The 19338-nt window shown below is 56.2% G+C and carries 14 protein-coding genes; 9 read left to right on the top strand and 5 right to left on the bottom strand.

Going from position 1 to position 19338, the window contains the following annotated elements:
• Window positions 1-8: 8 nt before the first annotated feature.
• Entirely contained in the window at window positions 9-2279 is a 2271-nt protein-coding gene (locus ACYX4K_RS14735) for a chondroitinase-B domain-containing protein (protein ID WP_475091386.1), read from the bottom strand.
• A gap of 489 nt (window positions 2280-2768) precedes the next feature.
• Here ACYX4K_RS14735 and ACYX4K_RS14730 point away from each other — a divergent pair, with 489 nt between their 5' ends.
• Complete coding sequence (locus ACYX4K_RS14730; RefSeq protein WP_475091387.1) at window positions 2769-5792, top strand: TonB-dependent receptor; 3024 nt, start codon at window positions 2769-2771, stop codon at window positions 5790-5792.
• 285 nt (window positions 5793-6077) lie between these two features.
• On the opposite strand, the gene ACYX4K_RS14725 is transcribed toward ACYX4K_RS14730, so the two are convergent.
• A complete protein-coding gene (locus tag ACYX4K_RS14725; protein WP_475091388.1) occupies window positions 6078-6854 on the bottom strand; it encodes a FadR/GntR family transcriptional regulator in 777 nt (258 codons plus the stop codon).
• Between the two features lie 343 nt (window positions 6855-7197).
• On the opposite strand from ACYX4K_RS14725, the gene ACYX4K_RS14720 reads away from it, so the two are divergent.
• Complete coding sequence (locus ACYX4K_RS14720; protein WP_475091389.1) at window positions 7198-8664, top strand: RimK family protein; 1467 nt, start codon at window positions 7198-7200, stop codon at window positions 8662-8664.
• Window positions 8665-8846: 182 nt separating this feature from the next.
• Here the strand turns inward: ACYX4K_RS14720 and ACYX4K_RS14715 are convergent, their stop codons facing one another.
• Window positions 8847-9728 carry a LysR family transcriptional regulator gene (locus tag ACYX4K_RS14715; protein ID WP_475091390.1) on the bottom strand — a complete coding sequence of 294 codons (882 nt, stop codon included), beginning with the start codon at window positions 9726-9728 and terminating at the stop codon, window positions 8847-8849.
• 113 nt (window positions 9729-9841) lie between these two features.
• On the opposite strand from ACYX4K_RS14715, the gene ACYX4K_RS14710 reads away from it, so the two are divergent.
• The 6 genes from ACYX4K_RS14710 (at window position 9842) to ACYX4K_RS14685 (ending at window position 16428) form a co-directional block, all read left to right on the top strand.
• Window positions 9842-10618, top strand: coding sequence for a ferredoxin--NADP reductase (locus tag ACYX4K_RS14710; protein WP_475091391.1), 777 nt, complete (start codon window positions 9842-9844; stop codon window positions 10616-10618).
• A 345-nt stretch (window positions 10619-10963) separates the two neighbouring features.
• On the top strand, window positions 10964-11620 hold the full coding sequence (locus ACYX4K_RS14705; protein ID WP_475091392.1) for a YqiJ family protein: 657 nt from the start codon (window positions 10964-10966) through the stop codon (window positions 11618-11620).
• A 69-nt stretch (window positions 11621-11689) separates the two neighbouring features.
• Entirely contained in the window at window positions 11690-13387 is a 1698-nt protein-coding gene (locus ACYX4K_RS14700; protein WP_475091393.1) for a flotillin family protein, read from the top strand.
• Window positions 13388-13717: 330 nt separating this feature from the next.
• Entirely contained in the window at window positions 13718-14815 is a 1098-nt protein-coding gene (gene hppD / locus ACYX4K_RS14695) for a 4-hydroxyphenylpyruvate dioxygenase (RefSeq protein ID WP_475091394.1), read from the top strand.
• A 29-nt stretch (window positions 14816-14844) separates the two neighbouring features.
• Window positions 14845-15393: a VOC family protein gene (locus ACYX4K_RS14690; protein ID WP_475091395.1), complete on the top strand. Its 549-nt coding sequence runs from the start codon at window positions 14845-14847 to the stop codon at window positions 15391-15393.
• Window positions 15394-15420: 27 nt separating this feature from the next.
• A complete protein-coding gene (locus ACYX4K_RS14685; RefSeq protein ID WP_475091396.1) occupies window positions 15421-16428 on the top strand; it encodes a fumarylacetoacetate hydrolase family protein in 1008 nt (335 codons plus the stop codon).
• A 108-nt stretch (window positions 16429-16536) separates the two neighbouring features.
• Here ACYX4K_RS14685 and ACYX4K_RS14680 read toward each other — a convergent pair whose 3' ends face one another.
• Together ACYX4K_RS14680 and ACYX4K_RS14675 are read right to left on the bottom strand one after the other, a co-directional pair.
• The gene (locus tag ACYX4K_RS14680) at window positions 16537-17181 is read right to left on the bottom strand and encodes a DsbA family oxidoreductase (protein WP_475091397.1); all 645 of its coding nucleotides are present in this window, start codon (window positions 17179-17181) and stop codon (window positions 16537-16539) included.
• A gap of 73 nt (window positions 17182-17254) precedes the next feature.
• On the bottom strand, window positions 17255-18103 hold the full coding sequence (locus tag ACYX4K_RS14675; protein ID WP_475091398.1) for a carbon-nitrogen hydrolase family protein: 849 nt from the start codon (window positions 18101-18103) through the stop codon (window positions 17255-17257).
• Between the two features lie 150 nt (window positions 18104-18253).
• Between ACYX4K_RS14675 and ACYX4K_RS14670 the strand changes: the two genes are divergently transcribed.
• The gene (locus ACYX4K_RS14670) at window positions 18254-19336 is read left to right on the top strand and encodes a transporter substrate-binding domain-containing protein (protein WP_476178719.1); all 1083 of its coding nucleotides are present in this window, start codon (window positions 18254-18256) and stop codon (window positions 19334-19336) included.
• Window positions 19337-19338: the final 2 nt, after the last annotated feature.

Below are 19338 nucleotides of genomic sequence, written 5' to 3'. Positions count from 1 at the left end.
TCTCTAAATCAGTTTTTCACGGTGTTGTTGGCAAGGGTCGCGGTGTGCGGGCCCTGGGCGACAAGTTCAGTGACTTCCGGCAGCGGGGCCTTGAAGAACTGGTTGTTGGCAATATGGGTAACCGGCTCACCTACGGTGTGTTCGACCACGATACCCGCACTGTCTTCGATGCGGTTTTCATGGATGTCTGCCACCTGGGTGCCGTGCAGTTTGATCAATGCCTGCGTCTTGTTGCGCTTGCCCTTACCGGATCCGGTAACCGTGTTGTTGCTGAAATCGATGTGCGGGCCAAAGGTGCTTTCATCGGTACCGCCGCGATAAAGGTCGACGAGCGCACCTTGAACGTTTTTGAAGGTATTACCGGTCACAATCACGTATTCCGCGTTGTACACACCGAGGTCATCGGTCTCTTTATTCAGCTTGAGCAGATCGCCGGTGATGTTCTCGAACGTGTTGTTCGCGAGAGTAATGGTGTCGGCAAAGGCGCGCAGGCCGGAGTCGAAAACGTGGTAGGAGTGGTTGATATCCAGGTTTTCCACACGGCTGTTGGTCATGGAAAAACGGTAGTTTTTCAGCATGCCCCACACCGCGGTGCGGATAAGGATATTGCCGGCATTGTCCGGGCTGTTGGAGCCGGAAATCACCAAGCCATCCAGCGACAGGCTACCGCCATCCTGTATCTCGAACATCACCGGGCGGCCGCTGGTCAGGGTTACTTTGCCCTGTTTTTTCGCTTTGATGGTCAACGTCTTGTTGATATCCAGGCGCTTGGTCGCGTTGTAGACGCCGTTTTCCAGAACCAGGGTGTCGCCGTCCGCCGCACTGGCGATGGCGTCGAACAGAGCATTTTCACCGGGGCGCACGCTGATGGACTTGCCACTGTCGAACGGGGTAACCGGTTCTGATTTGGGATACCAGGAAGCGCCGGTCATTTCCTTGGTGGTAACTACCAGGTCTTTGCTCGCGCCCTTATTCGCTACGGACTTATCGGTCGGGTAGAGCAGGCCATTGTCGGCACGCTTCAGTTTGCCCACGCCTTTATCGATGCCTTCGTGAATCTTCTTGTCCACAAAGCCGTTGGAGACGTTGTTGGCAAAGGTAATACCGGAGATATCGTCAAAAATAGAGAAGGGAGACTTACCACTCTCGGTATAGAAAATATTGTCGGCAATCGTGGAGTCCTGCGGCGTCGCGCTGCGCTCCTGGTCACTACCTGCAGCCAGGTGGATGTGCTCCACATTGATGAAACTGTTGTTCTCGATCTTCGCGTTTACCACCTGGTGGTAGCGATTGATGGGAGAGTTGGGAACACCGTTCATCACGGTGAACCCACTCCCAAACCGATAGCCTGTGAGACCTTCGAGATAATTGTTGCGAATGACCTGGTCCGCATTGATCACACGAATACCGCCGGTGTGGTCCACGCCATTGCCCAGGAACACGTTGCCTTCGATCAGGTTACCGTTGCCGTGACGCATGGTCAGGGTGCCGCGGGATTCGAAAAAGGTGTTGTTGCGCAGAATATTTTTGCCGGATTTGACGGAGATGATTTCCACCTCGCCGTCGGCACGGTCGAAGAAGTTGTTTTCGACCACTGTCAGGGAATCGGTCAGAGAGTAGTGGCTGGTGCCGATACGCAGGGTCTCACCGCCGTTGGAACCCAGAACAGGGCGCGGGCCAAAATAGTTGTGGTCGATACGGTGGCGGTTTTCCTGGCTCGCTTCGGTGTTCAGGCGCACCGCCATGGTCACACCCTTGTTGCGTTTGCCCGCCAGGTGACTGTGATCGAAGCGGTTGTTCTTGCCGTAGATACTCACCCAGTAATCGGAGTCCATACGCTCCGGCTTGCTGAAGTCTTCGATCACCACTTCAGTCACGCGGGAATTGTTGGCCAGGTGGTCTTTGTTACGGCGAAAGGAGATTACCTCGCTGCTCGGCGTGTAGCCGTCTTTAAACACGAGGCCGGAAACCAGTAGATGCTCGCCCGCAAGGCGCAGGTTGGACTGGCCGCTCAGAACCACTTTTCCTTTTTCCTGCGCAGTCAGCGTAATCGGGTTCTCTTTTTCCCCGTTTCCGGTGAATAGAATTTCAAAATCTTTCCAGACGCCATTTGCCAGCACCACGGTATCGCCAGCTTCAAGGCTCTTGGCGACCTTAGCGTACTCCGTCTGATTGTGTACCAGGTATTCCTCGGCGGAAGCCTGAACACAGAACAGGGAAGCCTGCCCGGCAGTCAGCAAGGCGGCGGCCAGCAGTGGTTTGATTGCTGAAGTTCTCATGATCACCTGAATAGTTTTTCTGAGTTTTCGTTATCGCGGTTGCCAACCTGAAGCTCTATGGCCTCTTGCCGAGCTGCACCATATCGGGGCGTCTTTGGGCATCGCGGAGTTATTATGGGGCCAGACTAAATTGGTCAAAAATAATTGTCAACCAATCGGGCTAACCAGTTCGCCTCGAAATTTTGTGCAGAATTGGTGCGTCTCGCAAAATATTCCGGTAAAGTGCACAAAAAGCAGGCAGGGGTCAGTCCAAAATGTGAAGTTTTTCTGAAAATTGGTTGACTAGCTTGTAGGCAGGTGAGAATTTGTGCTGGCCAGATCGCGGACAGCCGACCGAAAGCGGTTGTCACTGGTCAAGAGGCTGATAATAAAAACCGCGATATGAGCGATGAATAAGGCGCCAGAACAGGGCGCCCTTGTTACTATCAACTAGCGCAGACTTCCTTGGGGGTAATCATGCGTGATAATAATAAAGACGCGAGAGATGTAATGGCTAACGAGAGAACGTTTAAGAAGTCGCTTCTTGTAAGCGCAATCGCCGCAGTAACTTATGTTGGTTATGTAGGTTCTGTTCAAGCACAGGAAGCTGCAATCGCAGAATCCGACCAGGCACTGGAAGAGGTTGTCGTAACCGGCACCCGCGCCACCATCCAGACCACTATCGATATCAAGCGCAACTCCACCACTATCGTAGACGGCATGTCTGCGAATGAAATCGGTGACCTGCCTGCGCTTTCCATCGGTGAGGCCCTCGAATCCGTAACCGGTGCTTCTTCCCACCGCGAAAACGGCGGCGCCACCGAAATCTCCATCCGTGGTATGGGCCCTTACCTGAGTGCGACTACTATTAATGGACGCTCCGCTTCCAACGGTAGTGGTGACCGCTCGGTAAACTTCTCCCAGTTCCCTTCCGAACTGATGAACAAAATCGCGATTTACAAAACCCAGGACGCCAGCCTGATCGAAGGTGGTGTAGCGGGTCTGATCGCGCTGGAAACCCTGAAGCCGCTGGAATACGGCGAGCAGCGTATCCAGATCGACGCCAAAGCGAATATCAACCCGAACCAGTTTAACGTCGAAGATTCCATGGCTGGCGATATGGGTTTCCGCGGTAGTGCCAGCTATGTAGACCAGTTCGAATTCGACAACGGCATGGCGTTCGGTGTGTCTCTGGGTGTGGAAAGAAGTGATATTTCGCAGCCGGAATCAGAGATGCGCTCGTCCAGCCCGAGTGGCACTTCACTGTGGGCGTGTCTGAACGACCCCAGCAACACCAATGAAGGTTTCTACCGTGGGTCTGCGGGTGACTGTGAAGACCAGATTGACGGTTCCAGTAACCAGGGCTATCAGACCGCTGTTGATCCGGAAACTGGCAAAGCCATTAGTGACGGCACTCCGTTTGCATTCGTTGGCAGCTCCAACGGTTATCGTCAGAACGATACTTCTGACGAGCGCGACGCGGTATTTGTAGCGCTGCAATTTCAGCCGAATGACAAGACCGATATTAATTTTGATCTGCAGCAGTCCGAGCGTATTCAGGCCGAGCAGCGTCACGACCTGAACTTCGCGAACATGAAGCGCGCCACTCCGGACGTCACCGGTGACAGCCTGGTAGTAACTGATACCGGTGCCGTAACGAGCTGGGCTGGTGAGACTGCGATTGAATCCAACAGCGAAACATACGAGCGTGCCGAAGACTACCTTGGCTATGGTCTGAATGTTTCCTATGAATTTACCGACAAGCTGACCGTATCTGCAGATTACTCCTTCTCCGAAACGACCCGTACCGAAAACCAGGTGCTGCTACGTACCCAGTCGGACAGCAAAGACATCTATGGCGAAAGTTCTAACTACCGCCCTCTGGTTTCCTGGGACTTTGACTCGGGAATCCGTCAGTACACCGTTACCGACTTCGATGTGACCGATCACACGCTGTTCTCCGATTCCTACCGTATCCGTGTGGACAACGATGTGGATCGTCGCAACACCAACGAAGCGTTCCGCACTGACTTCGATCTGGCGCTGGATCACAGTTTTATCACCGGTGTGAAAGGTGGTCTGCGTTTCTCCGAGCTCGAGTACGTGGATCTGGGATCGGCTCGCGATGAGTTCAGCATCAGCCTGGGCAGCGACCAGGAAAAAATTGCCGAGATCAACCAGGCGTGTGCGCTTGAATTCGCTGAAAGCGATTTCCTGGCCAAAGAAGGTAGCGGCAACCTGATTACCAATGTTGATGAAAATGGCAATGTAATTGGCGGGTCCAATTCCTGGGCGACCTTTGATACCAACTGTGTGGCGGATATGCTGCTTGGACATCTTGGTGAAGACTTCGCTTACCCGGAACTTGAGCAGCAGAGCGGTGGTACCACTGATGTGACCGAAACCACGACCGCCGCGTATGTAATGGCAGACTTCGATACTTCCGTCTCCAGCCTGCCGGTACGCGGTAACTTCGGTGTGCGTGTTGTACAGACTGAAGTCGAGTCAGTGGCATACCGAACTCCTTATACCATTACCACCAACGACGATGGCACTCTGTCAATCGACGACGTGGAAGGTGCAGAGCTTGAGCGCGTATCCGCCGGAGGTGACTACACCGAAGTGTTGCCCAGCCTGAATGTTATCGCAGACATTCGTGACGATCTGATGTGGCGCGGTGCGGTTTATCGCGGTATGTCCCGTCCGGATCCATCCAACCTCGGCTATTCGCGCACTTTTGAAACCAACGGTTCCGACGAAATCACCGATATTGCAGATCTGCTGGAAGATGTGAACGGCGATGGCAACCCGAATATGCAGCCGCTGATGTCCTGGAGCTTCGATACCGCACTGGAATGGTATCCTAACGACGATTCCATGCTGACCTTCGGTATTTACCACAAGCGTTTCCAGGGTGGTTTCGAAACCGCACACGTAACAGAAATGCTGTCGGTTGACGGTCAGCAGATCCCTGCTTCTTTCGATATTACTCGCACAACCGAAGACACCAGCGCTCTGAGCGGTATCGAGATTACTGGTACTCACCGTTTCTCCTACCTGCCGGGCTACCTGAGTGGTCTGGGTGTGAAGGCGAGCTACAACTACGCCGACTCTGACTTCGAATTCGAAGACAGCCTGTATGGTGACTCTGTTGTGCTCGACGAAAGTGGCAACGTGACTTCCGAGAAGCAGGGCATTATTGCCCCAGGCAACCTGCCCGGCTTCTCCGAGAACGTATTCTCCGGTCAGCTGTACTATCAAATTGGTGATCTCGACACGAGCCTGATCTACAAGTACCGCAGCGAGTACTTCCAGCCGTACACCGGCAACGGTACCCGCCTGCGTTATGTCGGCGACACCGGTGTGTGGGAAATGAAAGCGTCCTACCAGCTGACCGACGCTGTAAAACTGAGCTTGGAAGCCATCAACCTGTTTGATGAGCCCAAGAAGCAGTACTTCTTCACCCGCGATAACCTGGGTGAGGTGAACAGCTACGGACCGCGTGTATTCCTTGGCCTGAAAGCCAAGTTCTAAGGTGCTATCCCCGAGCCTTTGGTTTTGGGCTCGGGATCCATGGCACAGAAGGGCCTGTAGCCCAACCCCTCGGAGAGGGCTGCAGGATCTTCGGTTTGTTTGATTGGTTGTCTCTTCTCCATCCGATAAGGTGCCGCCTGTCGGAGTTTATTCGCCCGCCTTTGTGCGGGCTTTTTTATGCCTGGAATTTTCTGTTCAGCTTCGCTGCGCTATTTCATCGCGCATTAAAAAAGGCCATACCGCTTAACGGTATGGCCTCTGAAAATCAGCGATTAAATTGACGGATCAGAATCCGGCGGTTTCCCCCAGGCGGTCAATGGAAAAACGCTTGCGGCGCTCGGAGACTTCCCGGCGCACCACTTCTACCGCTTTCGCTTCCGATGCGTCGTGCAATGCATTCAGCGAGCGGTTGAAGTGCAGGCGCATGGCTTTGCGCGCGGCACAGGGGTCGTGACTTTCCAGCGCCTGCAAAATGGCTTTGTGTTCGGCCAGGCGCTTCTGGCCATCTTTCTTACACACATTTTTGTGCACCGTCTGGATATCCGGTGAGTGCTCCTGAATATCCCACAGTTTGTCGATGGTACTCATCAACACGCGATTATTGGTCGCGCGGGAAATCACTTCGTGAAACTTGCGGTCGGCGCGCTCGGAGGTGAGGTTGCCTTCCTCGTTCTCGCGCACCATATCCCGGTAGGCGAGACGCAGGTCTTCGAGCTGCTCTTCGGTGATCATGGTCGCCGCCAGCGCCGCCAGTTCACCCTCGATCAGCACCCGCGCTTCGGTGAGCTCAAACGGGCTGAAATCCTTGGTATCGGTAAAGGAGTTCACCGGTTCGATGACGTAAACACCGGATCCGGTGCGCACCGCAACCCGGCCCATCACTTCCAGGGCGATAATCGCCTCGCGGATGCTGGGGCGGCTCACGTCAAACATTTCCGACAGTTCCCGCTCAGACGGCAGGCGCACCCCGGGTGGGTACTCGCCGCTGTCGAGAAGGGTCAACATTTTTTCTACCACCTGCTGATAAATGCGGCGGCCAGTTCCAACATAATCGCTTTTCATGGCACTCATTTCTATCGTTGTTATGTGGGCTTCACCTCAAATAGAGGGGCCGAAAGTCACTCTTGAGTCTACCACAATTGGTCTTACAGGCAATGTTTATTGGTATGATGGCTGGTCGTGACAGCTTGGATTCTCCATCGCGTGGGCTGCCGGAAACAGGGCCGCAATAACCGCCAGAAAATAGCCGAATAGCTGTTGAAAAAGTATTAGGCAGAACCCCGCTTTTCTTCTATCTTTCGCACATTCAGCGGGCCAATTCTGACCCGCTATCCAGGCCCTCCCGAGATAGTGCATTTTCGTCTCCCGACGCCGCCCACCTTTTATTGAGGCAGACCCCCAACCGATGTCACAGATCCTGATCGTGATCGATGAGCCCGACGACTGGGCACCCTATTACCCCAGCGAGCGGGTAATCACTTTTGCCGACTACCTGGCGCTGCCGGCCCGTTCCCAGCGGGTGCGGGTGATCAACCTGTGCGCGGATTACGACTACCGCAGTGAGGGCTATTACTGTTCCCTGCTGGCGGAGGCGCGCAACCACAATGTGCTGCCCAGCGTGCGCACCCTGAACGACCTGGCGCTGCCGCAGCTGTACAAACTGCAGCTGTCCCAGGCGATTCCCGCCCTGGCCAAATTGCCGCTGCCGGAACCGGGTACCGGGCGGGTGGTGAAATCCTATTTCGGTCGTTGTTCGGATCCCGCACTGCAGCCGCTGGCGCGTGCGCTGTTTGATCGCTTCGCCTGTCCGGTACTGGAGATTCACCTGCGGGCGAACCCCCAGTGGGAAATCGTGGAGTTGAAGGTGTGTTCGCACCGGGATCTGGGTGAAGCGGAGGAGACCGAATTTGCCGAGGCGCTGGACAACTTCAGCAACAAGGTGTGGCGCCAGCACAAGAAGCCCAGCAACAGTCGCTACGACCTGGCGATTCTGGTGAACCCGGAAGAAAAACTGCCGCCGTCGGACGGCGCCGCGATCAAGAAGTTTGTCAGCGCCGGGCGCGAGTTGGGCCTGTCAGTGGAGTTGATCGGACCCGGGGACTATATGCGCCTGTCGGAATTCGACGGCCTGTTTATCCGCGAGACCACGGCGATCGATCACCACACCTACCGCTTTGCCAAAAAAGCCGAAGCGGAAGGCCTGGTAGTACTGGACGATCCGACCAGTATCCTGCGCTGTACCAACAAGATTTATCTGGCGGACCTGTTCAACACCCACAAGGTGCCGGCACCGCGCACGCGCATTCTGCGCCGCGGTGACGAGGACAGCCTGAAGCAGGCGATGGAAGAGCTGGGGCTGCCGATGGTGGTGAAAATCCCCGACGGTTCCTTCTCCCGCGGTGTGGTGAAGGTCAATTCGGAAGACGAGTTGCACCGCAAACTGGAAGAGCTGTTTGCGGAATCCAGCCTGCTGCTGGCTCAGGAATTCCTGTACACGGAATTCGACTGGCGCATCGGTGTGCTGGATAACAAACCCCTGTATGCCTGCCGTTACTATATGGCGAAGAACCACTGGCAGATCTACAACCACGGCAACAAGAAAACCGTGAGTGGTGGCTTTACCACACTGCCGACCTTTGAAGTGCCGAAGCCGGTACTGCAGGCCGCACTGAAAGCCACCAAGCCCATCGGGCGCGGATTCTATGGTGTGGATGTAAAGGAGTCGGCAGGTAAGGGATATGTGATCGAAGTGAATGACAACCCGTCCATCGACAGCGGCGTGGAAGATAAATACCTGGGCAAGGAACTGTACCGTTTGATCCTGCAGGAATTTATCCGTCGCCTGGATGCGCGCAAGGCGGGCCAGGAATAACCCGCCGGTTTGCGTATGTTCGCTAGTGGTCCATGCGGAAAGTTCGGTAACTATGGAGCACAGCCAAAGTGTTCAGATCAAGGCGAGAAAGCGCAGGAATAGTGGTTCTATTTCAAGCTTTCTCAACGCAGAGCTGGGCGCTTTGGCGAAGCAAACAGTTACACAACTTTCCGCATGGACCACTAGGGCGCTTGCCGACAAAGTTCCAGCCAGCGCTCGATCCCCGCGCTGCGGTATTTCTGCCGGTGCAGGGCAAAATAAAACTCGCGGCTGAAATCCCGCTGCGGCACCGGCAGCTCCACCAGCGCGCCGCGACGGAAAGCGTCGGTTAGTGAAACCCGGGACAGGCAGCTGATGCCCAGTCCCGCTTCCACCGCGCGTTTGATCGCCTCGGTGTGCTGCAACTCCAGTCTTATATTCAGCTCCGGCAACAGACCTGCCAGTGCCCGCTCAAACGTCTGGCGGGTACCGGAGCCGGTTTCCCGCAGAATCCATGTGGCCTCGCGCAGGTCTTCATCACCCAGCTGCGCGCGCTTTGCCAGCGGGTGATCCGGCGCGCAGAAAACCACCTGCTCGTCGTCCCGCCAGGGGATCATTTCCAGGTCCGGGTGATTGAGTTCGCCCTCGATCAGCCCCAGGTCCAGTTCGAAGTTGAGTACGCCCTGGGCGATGGCCGCGGTATTGGCCACTTCCAGTTCCACCCGCGCCCCCGGCTGTTCCTCCATATAGCGGGCCATGATGCCCGCTGCCATATAGTTGCCGATGGTCAGGGTGGCACCGATCTTCAGGCGGCCCAGATCACCGTGCACCAGTAAGGTGGCCTCCAGCTCCCGCGCCCGCTCCAGCAATTCCTCGGCCCGCGGCCACAGCTGTCGCCCCAGTTCATTCAGGCGCAGGCGCTTGCCGGTGCGCTCGAACAGGCGCAGGTCGAACTGCTGCTCAAACTCCTTGAGCGCTGTGGACGCGGCGGATTGAGACATATTCAGGCTCTCGGCGGCACGGCTCACATTCTGGAAGTGGGCACAGGCCAGGAACACCTCCAGCTGGCGCAGGGAATAGCGCATGGCAAATATCCAGATAATAGATAACGAGTATCGAAATATCCCATTTTGCCAATAGATATGCCAGCGCTAGAATTCACCCAGCAAAAAGATCAGGAATAAGTGGTTCTATTGTTATGTCAAATTTGAATAAGGAAACGGTGCTCGAGGTCCATCACTGGAACGAGACCCTGTTTAGTTTCAAGACCAGCCGTGACCCCGGTTTCCGCTTCGAAAACGGCCACTTCACCATGATCGGCCTGGAGCAGCCCAACGGTCGCCCGCTGCTGCGCGCCTACTCCATCGCCAGCGCCAACTACGAGGACGAGCTGGAGTTCTTCAGTATCAAGGTTCCCGATGGCCCGCTGACTTCCCAGCTGCAAAAGATCAAACCCGGCGACGAGATCTTCGTCAGCCGCAAGCCTACCGGTACCCTGGTGGCCGACCACCTGCTGCCGGGCAAACGCCTGTGGCTGCTGTCCACCGGCACCGGCCTGGCGCCGTTTATGAGCATCATCAAGGACCCGGATGTCTACGAGCGCTTTGACCAGGTCATTCTTACCCACGGTGTGCGCTTCAAGTCCGAGCTGGCCTATCAGGATTACATCGAGAAGGAGCTGCCGGAGCACGAGTACTTCGGCGAGATGGTACGCGATGGCCTGCTGTATTACCCCACGGTAACCCGCGAACCCTACCGCAACAACGGTCGCCTCACCGACCTGATGCTGTCTGGCAAGATGTTCAGTGACCTGGGAGTACCCCAGCCGAATGTGGAAGAAGATCGCTTTATGCTGTGCGGCTCCCCCGCCATGCTCAAGGATCTCACCAATATCCTCGATGACTGGGGCTTCAAGGAAACCCGCGCGGGTGTGCCTCGCGAATATGTGATCGAACGGGCCTTTGTTGAAAAGTAAGTAAAAAGTACGCGGATTTTGCCTGGCGCCCGGGCAGGGCAGCGGCGTCGGTACTTGGAGGTGGTCGCGTGAAGGATTGCGCAAGGACAGAAATGGCATTCTGCACTTCAAAGTGTCGACCCCGGTGCCCTGCCGATTGAACGGCAGCGCCTACCAGTGAAAGGGTTTAACCCTGTATTGATAACCACCCAACGGGTGGTTTTTTTTCGTCCATTGAAAATGGACAGGTCAGTAAGTGAGTATTCGCCGACTGTAATTGCCTGAGGTTGACCGCACCACGGTAGCGCGGCAGGATTGATGGAGCACACGAATAGAACAACAAAGGTAGTCCTGAAGGAGGGACGGATGGAATTTCTACTTCAGGACGGCAATCAGCTGTATACCGGTGCGTTGGTACTGATGCTGATGATCGCACTTCTGGAAGCCGTAATGATGCTGGTTGGCGTCGGCCTTTCGGACTTTCTCGATAACCTCCTGCCGGATATAGAGCTCAGTGCCGATGCCCCCGACGCGGGTGCCAGCGGCGGGCTGACCAAATTGCTGAGCTGGCTGCGCTTCGGTGAAGTGCCGGCCTTGATACTGCTGGTTGCATTCCTGGTGGCGTTTGGGGTGAGCGGACTATTGCTCCAGATGCTGGCCGACGCCCTGCTGGGTACGCTCCTGCCCGGCGTGTGGCTGGCCATCCCGGTTCTGTTGATCGCGCTTCCCCAGGTTCGCCTGTTTGGCAAACTCCTCGGTCACTTTGCCATGCGCGACGAAACCCAGGCTGTGGGTCGCGATTCATTTGCCGGCCGCACCGCGGTGATCACGATCGGCGAGGCGGTTCCCGGTTCGCCGGCAGAGGCCCGCTTCAAAGACGAGTTTGGTACTACCCATTACGTCATGGTCGAGCCCTATGATGAGGCCGAGCGCTTTGTTCAGGGCCAGGAGGTGGTGCTGGTGGAGGAGCAGGGGGGCAGCTTCCGCGCGATCCTGCCCGCGGGCCAGGTACCAACTACCTGAGTGTTCAGAATTTTCAATTTCAGTACGTAACGAAACAGCAAAACAAAAAACACCCCGGAGAAAAAAATAGTGATTCAGAATCTTCACAGTATTGCGATTATGGCGGGGGCCGTGCTTGTCGGCCTGATGGTCATCGGCACAATTTTCGCGCGCCTGTATACCCGTGCCTCCAAAGAGCGCTCCTTTGTGCGCACCGGTATGGGCGGGCAGAAAGTCATCATGAACGGCGGCGCTCTGGTGCTGCCGGTGCTACACGAAATCATCCCGGTCAATATGAACACTCTGCGCCTTGCGGTATCGCGCAAGGAGCACCAGGCGCTGATCACCAAGGACCGTATGCGCGTGGATGTGCTCGCGGAATTTTACCTGCGGGTAAAACCGGACACCGACGCCATCGCCAACGCGGCGCAGACCCTGGGTATCCGCACCCTGGATCCGGAAGCGCTGAAAGAAATGATCGAGGGCAAGTTCGTCGACGCCCTGCGCTCCGTGGCCGCAGAAATGGAAATGGCCGAGCTGCACGAACAGCGCAGCCAGTTTGTACAGAAGGTGCAGCAGGTGGTTTCCGAAGACCTGCTGAAAAACGGCCTGGAACTGGAATCTGTATCCCTCACCGGTCTTGATCAGACCGGCAAGGAATTCTTCAACCAGGACAACGTGTTCGATGCGGAAGGTCTCGCCAGCATGACCCGCTCGATCGAAGCGCGCCGCAAGGAAGTGAACGACGTCGAGCAGGAAACCCGGGTTCAGATAGAAACCAAAAACCTGGAAGCGGAACGCCAGCGCCTGGAGATCGAAAAAGAAAAGCGCTACGCGCACCTCGAGCAACAGCGCGAGTTGGAAAATCGCGAGGCATCTCAGAAGGCGGATATCGCTCGCGAAACCGCCGCTCAGGGTCGTGCGGCTCGCCAGGCAGAGATTGAAGCGGAGCGCGAGGTAGACCAGTCCCGCATCGCCGCCGAACAGGCCACCCGCCTGCTGGAAATCGAAAAAGAAAAGCGTCTGCAGGAGCAGGAAATCGAGCGCGAGCGCGTGCTGGATGAGCAGCGCATTTCCAAAACTAAGTCAGTGGAAATTGCCGAACAGGAACGCGCCATTGCAGTTGCGGAAAAATCCAAAGAGCAGTCCGTTGCCGATCAGCAGGCCAACGTGGCCCGCGCCGAAGCGGTAAAGGCGGAAGAGCAGGTGCGCACCGCCAAAGACGTGGAAGTAGCCGAGCGTGACAAGCGCATCGAGATTATCGAAGCGCAGAAAGAAGCCGAGCGTCAGGCTACCTCCATCAAGGTGGCCGCCGAAGCGGAAAAAGCCGCGGCGGAAGACAAGGCCGAAGCCCTGCGCCTGCAGGCGAGCGCGGAAGCGGAAGCGGTGCGTATCAAGGTGGAAGCGGATCGCGAGAAGTACGCGGTGGATGCGGAAGGCCAGCGCCTGATGAATGAGGCCATGAACAGCCTGAGCGAAGCGCAGATTGCCCTCAAGCGCGTACTCAGTCTGCACGAAAACCTGCCCAACATTGTGCGCGAGAGCGTGCGTCCGCTGGAGAAGATCGAGGGTATGAAGATCATCTCTGTGGAAGGCCTGAACGGTGTTGGCGGTCGCGCCGGCGGCATCATGGATGCCGATGGAGAATCTCATGGTCAGAGCCAAAGCCTGCCGGAAGCACTGGTGGGCAGTGCGCTGAAGCACCGCGCCATGGCACCGCTGGTGGATTCACTGCTGAAGGAAGCCGGTGTGGGTGATCTGACCAAGGTGACCGAGCCAGAGCTTTAAGTCACCATCATCCCCGTTTCCGGGCCCTCGGGCCCGGAATTTCCCGCTCCACCGTCTTTTTTCCTGCTTCACGCAGAATTTTCAAGACTCCTCCGGATTTCCGGTGGCACCCGCCATACGGCAAGTATTGGCACCGGGTTCTACTGTCCGGTCACCAATTTCCCACCTAAATCCACCCACTGGATCTATCACTAGTTGAGCTGCTTCAATCGCCCCTTGACATTAGTTTCATGCGTAACTAAATTCGTTGCACCTGAAACCAAGCAGACCTCCGCGGCCACAAGCGGCGTCGCAGGTCCGACAACGAATCCAATATAAATGGAGGATCACATGGCCGATTTATTTGAGAACCCGATGGGCCTGGACGGCTTTGAGTTCGTGGAATTCACCGCGCCGGAGAAGGGCGTCCTGGAAACCGTGTTCGAGGCCATGGGCTTCACCAAGGTGGCGCGCCACCGCACCAAAGAAGTCGAGCTGTGGCGCCAGGGCGACATCAACTTCATCACCAACTACGAGAAAGGCAGCCACGCGGACTACTACGCCCGCGAGCACGGCCCCTCCGCCTGTGGCCTGGCGTTCCGCGTAAAGGATGCGACCTTCGCCTACAACGAAGCCATCAAGAAGGGCGCCCAGCCGGTAGAAGTGGAAACCGGCCCCATGGAATTGCGCCTGCCGGCGATCAAGGGCATTGGCGGCGCCACCCTGTATCTGATCGACCGCTATAAAGAAGGCGAGAGCATTTACGACATCGACTTCCATTGGCTGGAAGGCGTGGACCGTCATCCGGAAGGCTGTGGCTTCCACACCCTGGATCACCTGACTCACAACGTGTATCGCGGCCGTATGGACTACTGGGCCAAGTACTACGAAGACCTGTTCAATTTCCGCGAGATCCGCTACTTCGACATCAAGGGCGAGTACACCGGCCTGCTGTCCAAGGCGATGACCGCGCCGGACGGCAAGATCCGCATCCCGCTGAACGAAGAGGCGGCCGGTGGCGGCGGCCAGATCGAAGAGTACCTGATGAAGTACAACGGCGAGGGCATCCAGCACATCGCCTTTGCCTGCGATGACCTGTTGGCCTGTTGGGACCGTCTGAAGAAGCAGGGCATGCAGTTTATGACCCCGCCGCCGGATACTTACTACGACATGCTGGAAGAGCGCCTGCCGGGCCACGGTGAGCCCACCGAGGAATTCCAGAAGCGCGGTATTTTGTTGGACGGCACCACCGAAGGCGGCCAGCCGCGCCTGCTGCTGCAGATCTTCTCTGCCAATATGCTCGGCCCGGTGTTTTTTGAGTTTATCCAGCGCAAGGAAGACGAAGGCTTCGGTGAAGGTAACTTCAAGGCTCTGTTTGAATCCATCGAGCGCGACCAGCTGCAGCGCGGCGTGATCGGCGGCGACAAAGGAAAGGAAGACGCGGCGTAATCGCAGCGTCTAAAGCCCGGAGGCCATCTATGGCAATTCAACGTATTCATCACGTGGCCTACCGCTGCCGCGATGCCAAGGAGACCGTGGAGTTTTACCGCGATCTCCTGGGCATGGATTTCCAGCTCGCCATCGCCGAAGACCGGGTGCCCTCTACCGGGGCGCCGGATCCGTACATGCACGTGTTTCTCGATGCGGGGCAGGGCAATGTACTGGCGTTTTTCGAACTGCCCAATTCTCCGGACATGGGCCGCGATGAAAACACCCCGCAGTGGGTGCAACATATCGCCATGGAAGTGGAGAGCATGGACGAGCTGCTGGCAATGAAACAGAAGCTCGAAGAGGCCGGTGTCGATGTGCTTGGTCCCACCGATCACACCATCTTTAAATCCATCTATTTCTTTGACCCCAATGGCCACCGCATCGAGCTCGCTGCCAATACCGCCAAGCCCGGTATGCACAAAGAGCTGAAGCGCGTTGCCGAAGATATGCTGGAAGAGTGGTCTCGCACCAAAAAGGCACCGCGTCACGCGGCCTGGATGCACGGCGAAACAGAGTTCAAAGCCGTAGATCCCTAAATTCATTTTTTCAAAGAGGAAGGGACAGTGAAGTTAGCCAGCCTGAAAAGCGGCCGCGACGGCAAGCTCGTCGTGGTCAGTGACGACCTGACCCGCATGGCGGATGCCAGCGAAGTCGCGCCCACACTGCAAAACGCCCTGGATAACTGGGCGAGCGTTTCTTCCCAGCTGGAAGACCTGCAGCAAAAACTCAACAGTGGTGACATCAAAGGCGAAACCTTTGATCAGGCCGGGTGTCACTCGCCGCTGCCGCGCGCGTACCACTGGGCGGATGGCTCCGCCTACGTGAATCACGTGGAGCTGGTGCGCAAGGCTAGAGGTGCGGAAATGCCGGAAAGCTTCTGGACCGACCCGCTGATGTACCAGGGCGGCTCCGATACCTTTCTGGCGCCGCGCGAGCCGGTAAAAATGCCGCAGTCCGAAGGCTTCGGTATCGACTTTGAAGCGGAGATCGCGGTGATCACCGATGATGTGCCTATGGGTGTCTCTCCGGAAGATGCGCTGCAACACATCAAACTGGTGATGCTGGTAAACGACGTATCCCTGCGCGGTCTGATTCCCAACGAATTGTCCAAGGGGTTTGGTTTTTATCAGTCCAAGCCGTCCAGCGCCTTCTCTCCGGTGTGTGTCACCCCGGAGCAGCTGGGCGACAACTGGAAAGACGGCAAGCTGCACCTGCCGCTGGTTTCCGAACTGAATGGCGAGAAGTTCGGTGAGCCGAACGCGGGCATCGACATGACCTTCCACTTCGGTCAGTTGATTGCGCACGCCGCCAAAACCCGCCCGCTGGGTGCCGGTACCATCATCGGTTCCGGCACCGTGTCGAACAAGCTCGATGGCGGCCCCGGCAAGCCGGTGAAAGAGGGCGGTGTGGGTTACAGCTGCATTGCCGAGATCCGCATGATCGAAACCATTAAGGACGGCAAGCCGAGCACCGCGTTTATGCAATTTGGCGACAGGATTGCAATCGAAATGCTGGATGAGAATGGAAAGTCTGTCTTCGGACGGATCGAGCAGGTTGTAGAACAGCAGTAAGTCCGCCTCACCCCTTGTAAATTAAAAAGGCCATCTGACGATGGCCTTTTTAATTTGTGTGGCTTAAGTTTGATCCGCCGATCGATTTTTCTCGATTTTTTTCTCAAACTATTCCAGCAATTGCTGGAGCATTCCCCTGAATACCGCCACTTCCTGCGCACCACTGATAACGTGTTCGCCGTTGAAGATGAACAGTGGAACAGCGCGTACCCCTTTGTCGACAATAGCTTGTTCCAGTTGGCGTACATCGTCGGCAAAAGCCTGCTTCGCCAGAACATCTCGCGCTGAATACGTGTTCATTCCCATCTTGCCCGCAGCGGCAATCAATATGTCAAAGCGGCTGATATCCTGTCGCTCGCTGAAAAACGACTCGAAAAGCTGCAAGCTCAGCGCGTTCTGTTTTCCTTCCCCTGCCGCCCAGTGCAGTAATTGATGGGCATGGAATGTGTTTACTATGCGCATATCGTCAAAGTAGTCGAAGGCGAAGCCCACATCCGCCCCGAGGGTAGTAAGCTGCTCCCGTGCGGCGATACTCTCTGCAGGCGTTGTGCCGTACTTTTCGGCAATGTGTTCGCGTAAATTCTGTCCTTCCGGCGGCATATCCGGATTCAGCTCGAAGGGCAACCAGTGGAAGGTCGGGACGATCGTGTCTGTGAAGTCATCCAGCGCTCTCTGTAACCGGTAGGTGCCGATCACGCACCAGGGACACACGACATCGGAAACAATATCGATACGTAGAGAAAGTTTCTGCATGTGCTTATCGCCTTTTTGCCGGCCTTTTCGCAACAAAATCTGAAAGGTAATGTAGAAGCCTAGCCGATGGCTTTCATAGCCGCCGCATCGACAATAACGGCATGCCGCGCCGCACTTTTTCCAGTTTTTCCGCGTGTAGCGTGGCGGTAATTACCGCTTCTCCCTCACCGGCCTCCGCCAGTACATCCCCCCAGGGATCGATGATTACCGAGTGCCCCCAAGTGCGGCGCCTGGGGGAGTGCTGCCCTCCCTGGTTGGCCGCGATCACGAAACAACCGTTCTCTATTGCCCGCGCTTTTAACAGGGTCAGCCAGTGGGCCTGCCCAGTCGTATGGGTGAACGCCGCGGGAACAACGATGACTTCGGCACCGGCAGTCGCAAGCGCGCGATAAAGCTCGGGAAAGCGAAGGTCAAAGCAGATGCTGAGACCCAGTTTCAGCCATGGCGTGTCAGCGATAGCGATCTCATCGCCCGGTTCAATACTGCTGGATTCCCGGTAACGGCCAGCGGCGTCATCAATATCCACATCGAATAGATGAATTTTGTCGTAGCGCGCGTGCAAGTGGCCGCCCTTATCGTAGACCAGGCAGGCAGAGCGGACGCGCTGTGCCTCGGTCGCACTTCCATCTGGCCTGTCCAACAGCGGGGTTGCACCGGCGATCACCCAAGTGCCCAGCTCCGCGGCCCAGCGTTGTAATGCGTGTTGTATGGGCTGGTCGTGGGGGCAGGCATTGCCCCTGGCGAGGGCTTCTGCCGCCGAGTAGCTGCCGGTATCGGCGAGATGTGCGAAGTTTTCCGGCAGCACAATCATCTGGGCGCCTTTATCCGCGGCTTTCTGTGCCAGCCTGAAGCCCTGAGCAAGGTTTGTTTTTACGTTTTCTCCGCTGATCATCTGCAGCGCAGCGACGGTTATATCTTTCAACAGCTCGTTTCCATGTGATTTGTTCCACAGCGGCACACTGCGCTGATAGGTGACGGCCCGGTATCTCACATCCTGGTTTAAAAGGGGCGTGAGTTTCTATGTTCTATGCTGTTCTGGTTCGATTTTTATAGTACAGGGTAAACTAGCTTGTTGCGAAAACCGCCTTTGCGTTGGATTGGTCTCTTCCTGTTGGTACTTGCAGCTGGCAATGCTTACGGCCAGTATGCTGCGGAAGTCAGGCAGGTAAATGTAGGTGTCTATTTGAGTCCGCCGTTTGTTATGCAGGAAGAAGAAAAACTTTCCGGTATGGCGCTTGACCTGTGGGAGGAAATATCCAGTAAACAGAATCTCGCCTCCGAGTATCGGGTCTATCCGGACATTAAGAGTCTGGTAGAGGCTGTGCAAAGGGGCGATATAGATGTGGCGATGACCAATCTGACCATTACCGAAGCCCGTGCGCGAAAAATTGATTTTACTCAACCGTGGTTTGACGCGGGCTTGCGGGTAATGGTGGGAAAAAAGCAGCGGACCAGCATTTCCGAAATACTGCAGGGCCTTAGAAAAACTGGAATGCTCGCAGGTTACCTGTGGATACTTGGGGTCATTCTTCTTGCCACACTTGTATTCACTCTGTTTGATCGAAAGTTTGATGCGGATTTTCCTCGACGCTGGCGCGATGGACTGGCCGAGAGTTTTTATGCAGTGATGTCGATTGCCACTTCCGGCAATACCCACCGTAAAAACCTGTTTGGTTGGGTCGGAAAAATCTGGGCGGGCATCTGGCTGGTATGCGGCGTTGCGGTTGTCTCGTTTGTAACCGCATCAATCACCAGCGTGATGACATCCCTGGCGCTCACCAGTCAGATCAATGGCCTGCGTGACCTTCCGGGAAAAACGGTGGGCGTGCTGTCCGGCAGTGTCGCCGAGGAGTATGTCCAGGAAAATGGTATCAGTAACCGCGCCTATGAAAGTACAGAGCAGACGGTCTCCGCACTGCGCGCCGGAGAGGTTGACGCGATCGTCGGAGATAGCCCGGTACTCGCCTACTTTGCATTTCAAAACCCCGAGTTGGGACTGCGCCTGGTAGGGAAGCTGTTTAATCCGGACAAGTACGCCTTTGCCGTGCCCAAGGGCAGCGCACTCGGCCGTCCCCTGAATGTTGAGATTATTGGCGCCCATGAAGAGGGGATAATCATGGATCTGCGGGAAGAATACTTCGGTACCCTGAAATAGCC

The organism is Microbulbifer sp. ABF4_107 (assembly GCF_056312215.1).
This window is presented reverse-complemented; position numbering and strand designations above follow the sequence as displayed.